The sequence below is a fragment of the Modestobacter versicolor genome (assembly GCF_014195485.1).
GTDB lineage: Bacteria > Actinomycetota > Actinomycetes > Mycobacteriales > Geodermatophilaceae > Modestobacter > Modestobacter versicolor.
The window spans coordinates 2,734,784-2,748,900 of sequence record NZ_JACIBU010000001.1; the positions used below are offsets into that span (position 1 = coordinate 2,734,784).

The following is a 14,117-nucleotide window of genomic DNA, read 5'->3' on the forward strand; positions in this document are numbered from 1 at the left end:
AGGAGAACCGTTGTCCACATCCTCCCGACGTCTCGTGACCGTCCTGGCCGCAGCCACCGTCGCCTCCACCCTCGCCGCCTGCGGCGGGGGCAGTGACGACGGCGGCGGTGGCGGTGGCGGTGACGCCGGCGGCGCCAACGAGGCGTCCGACATCGGCATCACCGAGGACTCCATCAAGCTCGGTGCCCACTTCCCCCTGACCGGCGTGGCCGCCCCCGGCTACAGCGAGATCCCGACCGGCGCCCAGGCGTACTACGACTACGTCAACGACGCCGGCGGGGTCAACGGTCGGCAGATCGAGTACATCTACCGCGACGACGCCTACAACCCCACCAACACCAGCCAGGTCGTCAACCAGCTGGTGCTCGAGGACGAGGTCTTCGCCATCGTCGGCGGCCTCGGCACCCCGACGCACAGCGCCGTCCTGGACTTCCTGAACAGCGAGGGCGTGCCCGACCTGTTCGTCTCCTCGGGGTCGCTGCTGTGGGGCGAGGACCCGGAGACCAACCCGTACACGTTCGGCTGGCAGACCGACTACGAGAGCGAGGGGAAGATCATCGGCCAGTACATCGCCGACGAGTTCCCGGACGCCAAGGTCGGTCTCTTCCTCCAGGACGACGACTTCGGCGAGGACGGCGAGTCCGGCATCCGCGAGTACATCGACGACCAGATCGTGGCCGCCGAGCGGTACACCCCGGGCAACACCCAGATCGGTCCGCAGATCGCCGCGCTGCAGGCCGCCGGGGCCGACTTCGTCGTCGGCTTCAACGTGCCCAGCTACACCGCGCTGTCGCAGCTGGCAGCGCTGCAGCTCGGCTACGACCCGCAGTGGTTCTACTCCAACGTCGGGTCCGACCCGACGCTGGTCGGCTCGCTGCTGAACAACTTCTCGCAGGGCAAGGTGACCGACGCCAGCGTCCTCGACGGCACGCTGACCACCGACTACCTCCCGACGGTCGACGAGCCGGACAACCCGTGGGTCCAGCTGTTCCAGGAGGTGTGGGACGCCTCCGGCCAGGAGGGGGAGCTCACCAACTACCGGATCTACGGCATGGCGCAGGCCTACACGACCGTGCAGGCCCTGCAGGCGGCCGGCCAGAACCCGACCCGCGACGGTCTGGTCGAGGCCATCGAGACCGCCGGCGGCGACTGGGAGGGTCCGGTCCTCGCACCGTTCCGCTACTCCGCCGACAGCCACATGGGCACCAGCGGCATGTCGATCAGCCGGATCACCGGCACCAGCACCGAGGAGGTGCTGCCGGTCCAGCTGACCGACATCGGTGACGCCGAGATCACCGAGTCCGACACCGAGGCGGCCACTCCCCCGGAGAGCGGCATCCCCGACGAGGAGCCGGTCGACTGAGAGGACGCTCCACCGGCTGGGCCGCCGGTCTCCGAGGAGACCGGCGGCCCAGCCGCGTTCCACCGTCCGGGGGGAAACTTCAGCTCCGAAGTGTTGGTTGTCGATCTTCCGGGTAGGTGTCCCGTCGGACCGCGGGCAGCGCGCGCGGCAGGGACGACGGGAGCAGGTCATGGCGGTGCACGGAGCGGTGCCCGAGGCGCGGGAGATCAAGCGGGCGGTGGTGACCGGCGGGGCCGGTTTCCTGGGCTCCCACCTCTGCGAGCACCTGCTCGACCGCGGCGTCGAGGTGGTCTGCCTGGACAACTTCCTCACCGGGTCGCCGACCAACGTGCTGCACCTGATGGAGCACCCCGGCTTCCGGCTGGTGCGCTGCGACATCACCGACTACGTGCACGTGCCCGGGCCGGTCGACCTGGTGCTGCACTTCGCCTCCCCCGCCAGCCCGCTCGACTACCTGAAGATGCCGATCGAGACCCTCAAGGTCGGCAGCCTGGGCACCCTGCACGCGCTGGGCCTGGCCAAGGACAAGGGCGCCCGCTTCCTGCTGGCCTCCACCTCCGAGGTCTACGGCGACCCGCTGGAGCACCCGCAGCGGGAGGACTACTGGGGCAACGTGAACCCGGTCGGGCCGCGCGGGGTGTACGACGAGGCGAAGCGGTTCAGCGAGGCGCTGACCACCGCCTACCGCACCTCGCAGGGCACCGACACCGCGATCGTCCGGATCTTCAACACGTACGGCCCGCGGATGCGCCCCGACGACGGGCGCGCGATCCCCGCCTTCGTCGGCCAGGCGCTCGCGGGCCGGCCGCTGACCGTCGCCGGCGACGGCTCGCAGACCCGGTCGATCAGCTACGTCGACGACACCGTGCGCGGCATCCTCGCGCTGGCCTTCTCGACCGAGACCGGTCCGATGAACATCGGCAACCCCGACGAGCTGTCCATGCTGGAGCTGGCCCGCCGGATCGTGGCGCTGACCGGGTCCAGCTCGGAGATCGGCTTCATCGACCTGCCGGTCGACGACCCGAAGGTGCGCCGGCCGGACACCACCCTGGCCGAGCAGGCGCTCGGCTGGCGTCCGACCGTCCCCTCGGAGGAGGGGCTGCGCCGCACCGTGGAGTGGTTCGCCGCGCAGCGGGAGGCAGCCGCCGCACAGGCGAGCTGAGGAGGCCCCACTGCGGCGGAGCGCGCACCGACGGTGACCGGGCCCACATCCGGGCCGGTCACGGCCATCCCCGGCGTGCGATTCTCTGGGTAGAGTTCCGGCCGACCGATGCCCGGTAGCTGCCTCCACGGCGCGCAGGGCACCAGCACGGGGCCTTGCACACAGACGGAGAACCCAGATGGGGCGCCACGCCTCCCAACGCGCGCACCGCCGCGCCCGGACCGGGCTCGCCGGTCGGCCTGCCCTGCTCGGGGGCCTGGCCGTCCTGCTCGTCGCGGTGCTCGCCGCCGGCCTCGTCTGGTGGACGTCGCGGGACGACGACGCGGTGGCCGACGCCCCTGGCTGCGCCGACGAGCAGACGGTCCGGGTGACCGTCGCGCCGGAGGTCGAGTCGCTGGTGCGGGAGCTGCTGGCCGAGCCGCCGTCGCTGGGCGGCGACTCCTGCGCGGTCGCCGAGCTCACCGCCGAGGAGCCGCTGCAGACGCTGGCCGACCTCGGGGCGCTGGGCTCCGACGCGCTCCCCCAGGTGTGGGTGCCCGACTCCTCGCTGTGGGCGGCGCGCGCCGGCGACGCCGGCCTGGTGCCGTCGGGTTCGCTGGCCACCTCCCCGCTCGTGCTGGCCACCAGCCGCGCGGTCGCCGAGGAGCTGGGCTGGCTCGAGACGCCGCCCAGCTGGGGCGAGGCGCTCACCACCGACCGGCCGCTCGCCGTGCCCGACCTGGCCGAGAGCGCCGAGGGGATCTCCGTGCTCGGCGCCGTCCGCCAGTCGCTGGGCGGGGGCGAGGCCGCGGACAACGCCGTGGTCGAGGCCGTGCTGGCCGCCGGCCGCGGCGACGTGCCGACCGTGGGCGACGCGATCACCGCCGGCACCGAGGGCGGCGCCGATGCCCCGCTGGTGCCGCTCAGCGAGCAGGAGGTGCTCACCGCCAACCGCGCGGCGGGCTCGGACTCCCTCGTCGCCGTCTACCCCCGCGACGGCTCGCCCTCGCTGGACTACCCGGTGCTGCGGGTGCCGACCCGCGAGGAGGACCAGGACGCGGCCAGCGCCGTCGCCGAGGTGCTCGTCGGCGCCCAGGTCAACGCCCGGGCGCGGGCGGCGGGGTTCCGCGACCACCAGGGCGCTGCGCCCGACGGGGCGGGCACCGGCACCGGCATCCAGGAGGCGGCCCCGCGCGCGCTGCAGCTGGACGGCGCGGCCGTGCAGGCGCTCCTCGGCCGGCTGTCCAGCCTCGCCACGCCGTCCCGGCTGCTGACCGTCATCGACGTCTCCACCTCGATGAACGCACCCGCCGGCGACGGCACCCGCGCCACGCTGGCCCGCGACGCGACGAAGAGCGCGCTGACCCTGCTGCCGGACTCCTACTCCGGCGGACTGTGGGCCTTCGCCTACCAGCTGGACGGCGAGCGCGACCACGTCGAGCTGGCCCCGATCCGCACCTTCGGCGCCGACGCCGGCGGGAAGAGCCAGCGGCAGCTGCTGAACGAGCAGTTCGACAGCGTGCCGAGCCTGCTGCAGCCGGGCGGCACCGGCCTCTACGACACCACGCTGGCCGCCGTCCGCGCCTCCCGCGACGCGTTCGACGCCCGGTCGGTCAACACCGTCGTGCTGATCACCGACGGCGAGAACGAGGACGACACCGGCATCCAGCTCGACGTCCTGCTCGACACCCTGCGCAGCGAAGCCGACCCGAACCGGCCGGTGAAGGTCGTCGGCATCGCGCTGGGCCCGGACGCCGACCTGGGCGCGCTGGAGGAGATCGCCGGCGCGACCGGCGGGGCGGCCTACCAGGCCCTGGACCCCGAGGACCTGCAGAGCGTGCTCTTCGACGCGATCCGCCGCCGCGGCTAGGCCAGCAGCTCGTCGAGGGCGCCGGTCACCTCGCCGACGGTGATCCTCGCCAGCGCGGGGTCCAGCTCGGTGCCCCACGGGTCGCCGGTGCCGTCGCCGTGCCACAGGACGACGTGCTGCGGGCGCGGCGGTGGCCCCCACAGCGCGGGGGACACCGGGCCGAACAGCACGACCGACGGCCGGCGGTAGGCGCTGGCCAGGTGGGCCACCCCGGTGTCACCGCAGACGACGACCCGGGCTGCGGCGACGACCGCGGCCAGCTCGAGCGACGTCGTCCGGCCGGCCAGCACGGCGTCCTCCCCCAGGCCCGCGCCGGCGGCGACCTCGACCGCGAGATCGCGCTCCGAGGGGCCGCCGGTGACGGCCACCTGCAGGCCGGCGGCGGCCAGGTGCCGGGCGACCGCGGAGAACCGGTCGGGTGGCCAGCGCCGCCCCGGGAACGCCGCCCCCGGGTGCACGACGGCGACCCCGGAGACCGGCGGGGTCACCGACGGCACCGCCAGGTCCAGCGCGTCGGGGTCGCACTCGACCTGCAGCCCCTCGGAGACCAGCCGGCACCAGCGCCGCACCTCGTGCTCGTCGGGGTACCAGGTGGGGCCGGGGTACCCGGGGCTGTCGAAGGTGAGCAGCCGCTGCGGGTGCAGATCGGCGACGACGACGTGCGACAGCGGGCCCTTGCCGTGCAGGTCGACGGCGAGCTCCGGCGGTGGGCCGGTCCAGTCCAGCGGCTCGAGCTCGACGGCGGGCAGCACCTCGTCGACGGCGTCGACCAGCGCCGCCAGCGGCTCGAGCGCCCGGGTGGTGGCGAGCACCAGCCGGTGGCCGGGCACGGCGGCGCGGATGCCGCGGATGGCCGGCACCCCGGTGAGCAGGTCCCCGAGCCCCAGCGGCCGCAGCACCACCGCCGTGGGCTGCCCGTCCTGCCCGGGTCTCGGCGCCGAAACCTGGGGGTGGGGGGCGACGGTCTCCGCCTTCACACGCGGGAGCGCTCGACCAGGGCGGTCGTTGAGTGGCCGTCGAGGTAGGGCAGGACGACGGCCTGGCCGCCCCAGGTCTGCAGCACCGCGGCCTCGGGGAGGTCCGCGCCGGCGTAGTCGCCGCCCTTGGCCCAGACGTCGGGCCGCAGCCGGTCGAGCACCTCCGCCGGGGTGTCCTCCTCGAAGACGACGACGGCGTCGACGAACTCCAGCGCCTCCAGCACCCGGGCGCGGTCCTCGGCGGTGACCAGCGGCCGCGACGGGCCCTTGAGCCGGCGCACCGAGTCGTCGGAGTTGATGCAGACGACCAGGCAGTCGCCGAGCCCGCGGGCGGCCCGCAGGGTGGCGACGTGCCCGGCGTGCAGCAGGTCGAAGCAGCCGCCGGTGGCGACCACGGTGCCGCCGGCGGCCCGCACCCGCGCCAGCAGGGCGTCGACCCCGGGCTCGGCCGTCCCGGCGGTGGGCTCGACGGCGTCCCAGGCGGTCGCCCCGCCGCGGGCCACGAACGCCCCGGCGGCGGCGACGGCAGCGGTGACCGCCTCGCCGGTGACCGCGCCTCCGGCGAGCGCCACGGTCACCGCGGCAGCGAAGGAGTCGCCCGCGCCGCACGGGTCGCCCCCGGTGACCGGGGTGGCGGGCACGACCATCGGCGCGCCCTCCCCGTAGGACAGCAGCGCGCCCCGGGCGCCGAGGGTCACCGCGACCGCGCCGACGCCCCAGTGCCGGATCAGCGCCTCGGCACGCGCGCCGACCGCGGCCAGCCCGGTGCCCGGCACGTCGCCGGCCACCCGCTCGGCCTCGGCGCCGTTGGGCGTGACCAGCCGGGTCGAGGGCACCGGGTCGGCCCCGCGCGGGTGCGGGTCCCAGACCACCGGGCCGCGGGCGGCGGACAGCGCGGCGCGCACGTCGGCGGCCGACGTCGTCCCCCGGCCGTAGTCGGCCACCAGGACGGCGGCGGCGGACTCGATGGCGGCGGCCGCCGCGGCGGGCAGCGCCCCGAACGTCGACACCGCTCCCCCGCTGTCCAGCCGGGCCACGGAGTGGTCGCCGACCCGGATCCGCTGCTTGACCGCGGTGCCGCCGGTCGCCGGGATCGGCAGCAGCGTGACCCGGCCGGCGAGCAGCGCACGCAGCCGCTGGGCACCGTCGTCGTCGGCGAGCGGGGTGACCAGCACGACCTCCCGGCCGCCGGCGAACTGCGCGGCCAGGACGGCGGCCAGCGCGGCACCGCCGGGCCGCTCGCGCCGCTCGACGTCCTCGACCACCGGCACCGGGGCGTCCGGGGTCAGCCGGGACGCCGAGCCGACCAGGTCGACGTCGAGCAGCGCGTCCCCGACGACGACGATCGGCGCCGTCACTGCACGACCTGCACGTGGTTGGTCGTCTGCACCCGGGCCGGCTCGGCGAGCACCGCCGCGTCGAACGACGCGCAGAGCAGGTGCAGGGCGACCAGGTGGCACTCCTGCACGGTCGCCGTCCACGGCGAGTCGATCGCCACCGTGCCGTCGGCGACGGCGGCGAGCGGGTTGGGCGCCGGGCCGGTCATCGCGAGCACGGTGATCCCGCAGTCGCGGGCCCGCCGGGCGGCGGCCACCGCGTTGGGGCTGCGCCCGCTGGTGGACAGCAGCACCAGCACGTCGCCGGGCCGGCCGTGCGCCTCGACCTGGCGGGCGAACAGCTCGTCGGCCGGGTAGTCGTTGGCGATCGCGGTGAGGCTCGAGGTCTCCGCGGTCAGGCAGATCGCGGAGAACGGCGGCCGGTCGGCCCGGTAGCGGCCGACCAGCTCGGCGGTCAGGTGCTGGGCCTGCGCGGCGCTGCCGCCGTTGCCCGCCGCCAGCAGCCGGCCGCGGGCCGGACCGGTCAGCACCTCGGCCAGCAGCCGCCCCCAGCGGTCGAGGGTGTCGACCTGGTCGGTGAGGCTGTGCAGCGCCGCGCTCAGCGAGGCGACGTGGTCCAGGCCGGTGAGGTGCGTGCAGGTGTCGGGCGAGACCACCTCGGTGGCGCGGTTCGGGGCGGTGGTCATCGGGACTCCTCCAGCAGGGCGGCGTTCTCGCGGGCTCGGGCCGCGAGCACCTGGCGGTAGACGGCGTCGGTGTCGGCGACGACACGCGACCAGCGGTAGCGGGTACGGGCGCGCTTGACGCCGGCGGCGCCGTAGGCGGCCCGCCGCTCGTCGTCGGCGAGCAGTGCGGCGAGCGCCTCACCGAGGGCGGCGGGGTCGCGCGGGGGCACCAGGACGCCGGTGCCGCCGTCGACGACGGTGTCGACCAGACCACCGACGGCGGTGGCCACGACCGGGCGCCCGCAGGCCATCGCCTCCAGCGGCGTGATGCCGAACGGCTCGTACCAGGGCACGGCCAGCACGACGTCGGCCGAGCGGATCCAGCCCGGCACGTCGGCCCGGGCGACGGCGCCGGCGAAGACCAGCCGGTCGGCGGCCCCGAGCTCGGCGGCGATCGCGCGCAGCCGCTGCACCTCCGGGTCGTCGTCCAGCTCGCCCGTGGGCGGCCCCCCGACGACGACCAGCTCGGCGTCGGGCACGGCGGCCAGCGCCCGGACGGCGTCCTCCTGGCCCTTGCGCTCGACCAGCCGGCCCAGCACCAGCAGCCGCGGGCGGCCGGAGCGGGCGGCGACCGGGCCGCGCGGGGTGAAGACGCCGGTGTCCACGCCGCACGGCACGATCGAGACCCGATCGCTGGACAGCCCGAGCCGACGCAGCTCGAACACCTCGTCGCTGCAGGTGGCGACGACGTGGTCGACCGAGGCGCAGAGCCCGCGCTCGAGGTCGATGCGCTGCTCGGGCGAGGTGTCGGCGTCGCCCTGGTGGCGGCGCTTGACCGAGCCCAGCGCGTGGAAGGTCTGCAGCACCGGGATGCCGAGACCGGCGGCGGCCTGCACGGAGGCCAGCCCGCTCATCCAGAAGTGGGCGTGCACGACGTCGGGCGGGTCGGCCGCCCACTGCGCGCGCAGCACGTCGGCGAAGGTGCCCATGTGCTGCAGCAGGTCGTCCTTGGGCAGCGCGGCGGCGGGGCCCGCGGTCACGTGGGCGACGTCGTAGCCGTCCGACGTGCGCACCCGGTCGGGCAGGTCGGGGTCGTCGCGGCGGGTGTGCACGGTGACCTCGTGGCCGCGGGTGGCGAGGCCCGCGGCGAGCGCGGCGACGTGCACGTTCTGCCCGCCCGCGTCGACGCCGCCGATCGCGGCGAGCGGCGAGGCGTGCTCGCTGACCAGGTCGATCTTCAGGCGGTACGCACCCAGCTGGTCGTTCGTCATCGGGTCACCTCTCCCAGCAGCCGGTCCCAGTCGGCGAGGAACCTCGCGAGCCCGTAGCGGTCCAGCGCCGCGGCGCGGGCGGCCTTGCCGGCCAGCCGGGCCGCGTCGGGGTCGTGCACGAACTCGCGGACCGCCTCGGCCAGCCGGGCCGGCCGGGTGGAGAGCACGCCGGCCTCGGCCGGCACCGCCTCGACGGCCTCCGTGGTGGCCAGGGCGACCACCGGCATGCCCAGGTGCATGGCCTCCAGCAGCGACAGGCCCAGCGACGTCCAGCGGACCGGGTGCACGTACACCCGGCGGCGGGCCAGCTCGGCGTGCATCGCGGCCTGCGGCGGGTCGTCGTGCAGCCCCACCCGCGACGGGTCGAGGTCGTAGCGCTCGTGGAGCCCGGTCAGGCCCATCCCGAAGACGTCGAGCGGCGCGGCACGGGCGAACAGCGGCAGCAGGTCGCCGCCGGTGTACCGCCCGCGGCGCACGGGCTCGTTGACCACGACGGCGGCGCGGGCCAGCTCGCCGGTGTAGCGCTCACCGGGGTCGACGATGCCGTGCTCGACGACCACCGTGGGCGCGGCGCCGTTGTCGTAGAACAGCTCGTTGAAGTACGTGACGTGGGCGATCGGGATCTCGGACTGGTCGGCCAGCGGGTGCCGGGTGTCCGGCACGGCGCCGTCGGGGGCGTTGTGCTCGAGGAAGACCGCCGGCAGGTCGCGGCCGGGCTCGCGGCCCAGCCACTCCCGGACGAGCTCGAGGTCGCGGGTGCGCTGCAGGACGACGACGTCGACGTCCTCCTCGCGCAGCTGCTCGGGGGTCACCTCCCGCACCGAGGCCGGCCAGTCCCAGGTGCGGGCGCGGCCGAGCCCGTCGGGCCCGCGGTCCGGCGTGACCGGGAGCAGGTACTCGTGCGGCCCCTGGACGAACGACGTCGTCCACGAGCCGTGGACGTGCCAGAGCAGGACCTTCATGCGGTCACCAGCTTCTCGACGGCGGCGACGACGTCGGCCGCGGTGACGGAGGACAGGCAGGGGTGCCCGGGCACGGGGCACTCGCGGGCGCGGGTGTCCCGGCAGGGGGCGGACTGGTCGCCGAGCAGCACGGTCGGGACGCCGTAGGGCGCCCACCGCACGGCCGGGACGACCGGGGAGAACAGCGACACGACCGGGGTGCCGACGGCGGCGGCCAGGTGCGCGGGGCCGGTGTTGCCGACGACGACGGCCGCGGCCCCGTCGAGCAGCGCCGCCATCTCGGCCAGCGACGTCTCCCCGCCGAGGTCGACCCCGCGGCTGCCGGCGACCGCGGCGGTCAGCTGCCGCTCGCCGGGCCCGCCGGTGACCAGCACCCGCCAGCCGGCGTCGGTGAGCTCGTCGACGGCCGCGGCGCAGCGCTCGGCCGGCCAGGCGCGGGCGGGCACCGAGGCGCCGGGGTGCAGCACGACGTAGCCCGGCGGCTGATCGATGGCCGGGAGCGGACGGCGGACGGCGAGCCGGCCGTCGTCGCCCGGCGGCAGCTCGAACCCGGCGGCGCGGGCCAGGGAGAGCGCCCGCTCGGGCTCGGGCAGGTCGTCGTCCACGCGGTGCCGGACGTCGAGCAGCGAGCCGGGGTAGTCGACGCTGATCGCGGAGACCCGGGCCACCCCGGCGGTGCGCAGCACCAGCGCGAGGGGCAGCGGTGACTGGTGGAACGAGGTGCTGATGACCGCCTCGTCGACGCCCTCGGCGCGGACCCGCTCGGTGAGCGCGGCGATGTCGGCGGCGTCGACCGGCTGGGGGGCGCCGTCGATCCAGGGGCAGTGCCAGGTGAGCACGCTGTCGACGCCGGGCAGCAGGCCCGCCGCCGAGGTGCCCTGCGGGCTGGCCAGGAAGACGACCCGCTCGGCCCCCGCCGCGACGGCCCGGACCAGCGGCCCCTGCAGCAGGACGTCGCCGGCGTTGTCCAGCCGGGCGACCAGGACGGTCCGGGTCACCAGGTGCCGGCCAGGACGTCGGCCACCGCCGCGGTGAGGGTGGGCGCGCGGTGCGGGGCGGCCGCGATCTCCTGCGGCCGGGTGACCGGGGTCGGCACGATGATCGAGGCGGCACCGGCGGCGGTGGCGGCACCGACGTCGGCCCCGATGTCGCCGATGACCAGGCAGCGCGCCGGGTCGACGTCGAGTTCGGCGCAGGCGGCCTTCACCATGCCGGGGGCCGGCTTGCGGCAGTCGCAGCCGTCCTCGGGGGTGTGCGGGCAGACCTGGACGGTGTCGAAGGGCCCGAGCAGCTCGGCCAGCCGGGCGTTGACCGCCGTCACCTGGTCGGGCGTGATCAGGCCGCGGCCGACGCCGGACTGGTTGCTCACCAGCCCGACCCGCACGCCCCGGGCGCGCAGCTCGTCGAGCGCCTCGCGAGCGCCGTCGACGGGCCGGACCAGGTCGGGGTCGCCGTTGTAGGGGACGTCGTGGACCAGGGTGCCGTCGCGGTCGAACAGCACCAGGTCGGGCAGCCCGCGCCAGCGGGTGACCCGGCGGTGCTGCACGGCGCCGCGGAGGAAGTGCCAGGTGGCCAGCGGCGGGATCAGGGCGCTGGTGGCGAGCATGGTGGTGACCTCGGCGCGGTCCCGCGGGCCCGGGGCGATCCGCGCCCAGGCGAACTCGGCGGTGCCCGCGGCCCAGCCCAGGGCGGCGAGCGCAGCGGCGCGCGGCCGGCCGGCGGCGAGCAGCCCGACCGCCCCGGCGGCGGCCGCGGTGACGGCGAGGTGGCGGGGACGGCGGCCCACGGCGGCGTCCGCGCGGTCACGCCAGGTCGGGCCGTGCAGCCGGCGCATCAGCACGTCGTCGGCGTTGCCGGCCTGCACGCGCACCGACACCCAGCGGTCGACCGGCCGCACCGGGTGGGTGATCCACCGCTGACCGCGGGTCAGCGTGGAGCCGGTGTCCATCACCCGCAGGGCGAGGTCGGAGTCCTCGCGGAAGGCACGGGGGAAGCGCTCGTCGAACCCGCCGACGGCGGCCAGCGCCGACCGGCGGTAGGCGAGGTCGGCGGTGATCCAGCTGCTGGTGGCCAGCCCGGCGGTGCCGCGCTCCCAGTCGGTGGGCCGGCGGTCCGCGGGCAGCGGGACCCGGACCCGGCCCTGGGTGCCGGCGACGTCGGCCGGCAGCGCGGCGAGGTCCTCGGCGAGCCGGTCGTACCAGTCGGGATCGGGGACGACGTCGTCGTCGAGGAAGGCGATCCAGTCGGTGCGGGCGGTGCGCCAGCCCAGGTTGCGGGCCGCCGCCGGGCCACCGCCGCCGGTGCGCACCACCCGGACCGGCGGCAGGCCCGGGCGGTCGGGCGCCAGCGGGGTGCCGGTGGGTCGGTCGTCGACCAGGACGAGCTCCGCGGGGCGCGGGCCGGTGCTGGCGGCGAGGGCGTCGAGCAGGACGTCGAGCGACGGCCGGCCGATCGTCGGCACGACGACCGTGCAGTTCCGCAGGACATCCGTCATGCCCGCTCCGTTCCCGACCGGCTGTGGCCGAAACACTACGGGCTTGAAGTTCTTCGTCGCCGATCGAGTCCGGTACCCGGACGAGTGACGCTCACGCAGCCCGTCTCACCGTGCGGGAAGGTCGCCCACGACCGATCCCAGGCACCGAGCGTCTCGGCAGAGGGTCGGCCCGTGGCCCTGCTGCAGGGGCCCACCGCGAGCTTGCGAGTGGTGGGGGGCAGCAGGCTCCTTCTTCAGTGCGGGCGGCGAGCCGCGGCGGAGACCCGGGCCAGGGCGTCGGTGACGACGGCGGCGTCGTCCCCGAGCATGGTGAGCAGGTGGGCGACGAGGTCGTCGTGGGTGGCACTGGCGGCCCGGACCCGCTCCCGGCCGACGTCGGTCAGGTTGGCGTGCAGCAGCCGGCGGTCACCGCCGTGCCGCTCGCGGGTGACCAGGCCCTCGTCGACCAGCCGGTTGACCGTGCTGGTGATGCCGGGCCGGCTCAGCCCGACGGCCTCGGCCAGGTCGCCCATCGAGGCGCGCTCGCCCGGCGACTCGGCGATCCGTCGGAGCACCTCGAACCCGGTGAGGGAGAGGCCGTGCTGGCGGTGCAGGGCGGAGTCCACCCGGCGGGTGATCCGGTCGTGCACCTGCACGATCCGCAGCCAGGTCTCCGGCGCGCTCGGTCCGGCCGCGGCGAGCCCCCGAACGTCGCGGGGCACGCCGCGCGGCGGCGCACCGTCGTGCAATCGGTTCACGTGCTGGTCCATGGGGTGTCCTCGTCGCCGGTGCCGTCAGCTGTCGCGCCCGCGTCAGCGGGGCGTGGTGGTGTGGGAGCCGCGCGACCGCCGGGCCGCCGTCAGGCCCAGCACCCCCGCGGCACCGATCAGGGCGACCCCGGCGGCGAGCACCGGGACCGACGTCGTCCGTGCCTCGACCGGGAGCTCCCGGGCGGCGACCTGCAGGTCCAGCCCGGCGGTGGCCGCCGAGCGCCCACCGACGAGCTGCACGGTGGCCGTGCCGAGCGCCGCACCGCGCGGGATCTGCACGACCGCCTCGACGCTGCCGTCACCGCCCGCGGTCACGGTGGTCAGCGGGTCGTCGACACCCAGCAGCGAGACGGTGACCGGCTCGCCGGGGGTGAACCCGGTGGCGCGCACCGTCACGACGCCGCCGGGTGACACCGAGGCAGCGGAGGCGCTGCCGGCCTGCGGCGCGGTGCCCGCGGGCGAGCTGCTGGAGGTGGACGCCGGCGGGGTGGAGCGCGGGGTGCCGGGGGCCGGGGCCGTGCTGCTGGGCTGCTGCGTCGGAGTGCCCGGGGCGGTGGGCGTGCCGGGCCGGCTCGGGGTGGAGCTGGTGGACGACGGGCTGCCGGGCGTCGTCGTCGCGGTGCTGCTCGGCGCCGGGGGCGGGGTCGAGCCGGGGGTCGTCTCCGGCGTGGGTGGCGTCACCGCGGCGCAGTCCTCGGCGCTGGGCCGGGTGTAGGTGCCGAACTCCAGCGGCTCGCCCACCGTCCCGTCGGGCGCGGTGACGGTGAGCGAGACGTCGACCGTCGTCCCCCACTCGACGTCGGCGCTGGTCAGCTCCGCCTGCTCGCCGATGCCCAGGTCGGCGGAGGCCTGCTCCCGGACGTCGTCGAAGACCAGCGCGACCCGGTGCGGCTCGGAGCCGTTGGTGACCGTGACCCGGACGACGCCCGGCCCGCAGCTGGGGCCGTGGGTGAGCTCGGCGGTCGGCCGCCGGGGGTCCTCGATGGCGGCGGCCGGACCGGCCAGCGCGACGGCACCGGTGAGCAGCGCGCACGCGGCGACGAGCACGACGAGGGCAGGGGGGAGCGCGGTGCGGGCAGACCGTGAGGTCGTCAGCACGTCGTTCCCCCGTTCTCGCGCGCCCAGCGGACGGCTGTCCTGCGGCGTCCACGTGCTCTGCCCAGGAACTCCGCCAATCATGTGCCGGGCCGGCCGGCAGATGCGGCTGCGTCACTCCTGCCACTTCCGTGTCGCAGGCGTGTCCGGACCGGCGTGTCGTGACCGGCCACCGGCGAGGAGGGGGTAACGG

12 protein-coding genes are annotated in these 14,117 nt (G+C 76.2%); 3 read left to right on the forward strand and 9 right to left on the reverse strand.

Going from position 1 to position 14,117, the window contains the following annotated elements:
• Positions 1-10: 10 nt before the first annotated feature.
• The 3 genes from FHX36_RS13420 (at position 11) to FHX36_RS13430 (ending at position 4,374) form a co-directional block, all read left to right on the forward strand.
• Positions 11-1,363 (forward strand): ABC transporter substrate-binding protein, encoded by a 1,353-nt coding sequence (locus FHX36_RS13420; RefSeq protein ID WP_110552596.1) that lies wholly within the window; start codon positions 11-13, stop codon positions 1,361-1,363.
• 169 nt (positions 1,364-1,532) lie between these two features.
• Positions 1,533-2,525 carry a UDP-glucuronic acid decarboxylase family protein gene (locus FHX36_RS13425; RefSeq protein WP_110552595.1) on the forward strand — a complete coding sequence of 331 codons (993 nt, stop codon included), beginning with the start codon at positions 1,533-1,535 and terminating at the stop codon, positions 2,523-2,525.
• A gap of 178 nt (positions 2,526-2,703) precedes the next feature.
• On the forward strand, positions 2,704-4,374 hold the full coding sequence (locus FHX36_RS13430) for a substrate-binding domain-containing protein (protein WP_110552594.1): 1,671 nt from the start codon (positions 2,704-2,706) through the stop codon (positions 4,372-4,374).
• Here the strand turns inward: FHX36_RS13430 and FHX36_RS13435 are convergent.
• From FHX36_RS13435 to FHX36_RS13475, 9 genes are all read right to left on the reverse strand, one after another.
• Positions 4,371-5,276, reverse strand: a complete 906-nt coding sequence (locus FHX36_RS13435) for a glycosyltransferase family 9 protein (protein WP_183513818.1) — start codon at positions 5,274-5,276, stop codon at positions 4,371-4,373. The genes FHX36_RS13430 and FHX36_RS13435 overlap by 4 nt on opposite strands.
• 71 nt (positions 5,277-5,347) lie before the next feature.
• Positions 5,348-6,709: a D-glycero-beta-D-manno-heptose 1-phosphate adenylyltransferase gene (rfaE2, locus tag FHX36_RS13440; RefSeq protein WP_183513820.1), complete on the reverse strand. Its 1,362-nt coding sequence runs from the start codon at positions 6,707-6,709 to the stop codon at positions 5,348-5,350.
• Entirely contained in the window at positions 6,706-7,374 is a 669-nt protein-coding gene (locus FHX36_RS13445; protein ID WP_181428900.1) for a D-sedoheptulose-7-phosphate isomerase, read from the reverse strand. The genes rfaE2 and FHX36_RS13445 overlap by 4 nt, the downstream gene beginning before the upstream one ends.
• Positions 7,371-8,624: a glycosyltransferase gene (locus tag FHX36_RS13450; RefSeq protein ID WP_110553773.1), complete on the reverse strand. Its 1,254-nt coding sequence runs from the start codon at positions 8,622-8,624 to the stop codon at positions 7,371-7,373. The genes FHX36_RS13445 and FHX36_RS13450 overlap by 4 nt, the downstream gene beginning before the upstream one ends.
• Positions 8,621-9,586 carry a glycosyltransferase gene (locus FHX36_RS13455; protein ID WP_110553771.1) on the reverse strand — a complete coding sequence of 322 codons (966 nt, stop codon included), beginning with the start codon at positions 9,584-9,586 and terminating at the stop codon, positions 8,621-8,623. Before FHX36_RS13455 ends, FHX36_RS13450 begins: the two co-directional genes overlap by 4 nt.
• Positions 9,583-10,584 (reverse strand): glycosyltransferase family 9 protein, encoded by a 1,002-nt coding sequence (locus FHX36_RS13460; protein ID WP_183513821.1) that lies wholly within the window; start codon positions 10,582-10,584, stop codon positions 9,583-9,585. Before FHX36_RS13460 ends, FHX36_RS13455 begins: the two co-directional genes overlap by 4 nt.
• Positions 10,581-12,080, reverse strand: coding sequence for an HAD-IIIA family hydrolase (locus FHX36_RS13465; RefSeq protein WP_183513822.1), 1,500 nt, complete (start codon positions 12,078-12,080; stop codon positions 10,581-10,583). The genes FHX36_RS13460 and FHX36_RS13465 overlap by 4 nt, the downstream gene beginning before the upstream one ends.
• A gap of 233 nt (positions 12,081-12,313) precedes the next feature.
• Positions 12,314-12,829, reverse strand: coding sequence for a MarR family winged helix-turn-helix transcriptional regulator (locus FHX36_RS13470; protein WP_221202883.1), 516 nt, complete (start codon positions 12,827-12,829; stop codon positions 12,314-12,316).
• A 42-nt stretch (positions 12,830-12,871) separates the two neighbouring features.
• Positions 12,872-13,927, reverse strand: a complete 1,056-nt coding sequence (locus FHX36_RS13475) for a hypothetical protein (protein WP_183513823.1) — start codon at positions 13,925-13,927, stop codon at positions 12,872-12,874.
• Positions 13,928-14,117 lie beyond the last annotated feature (190 nt).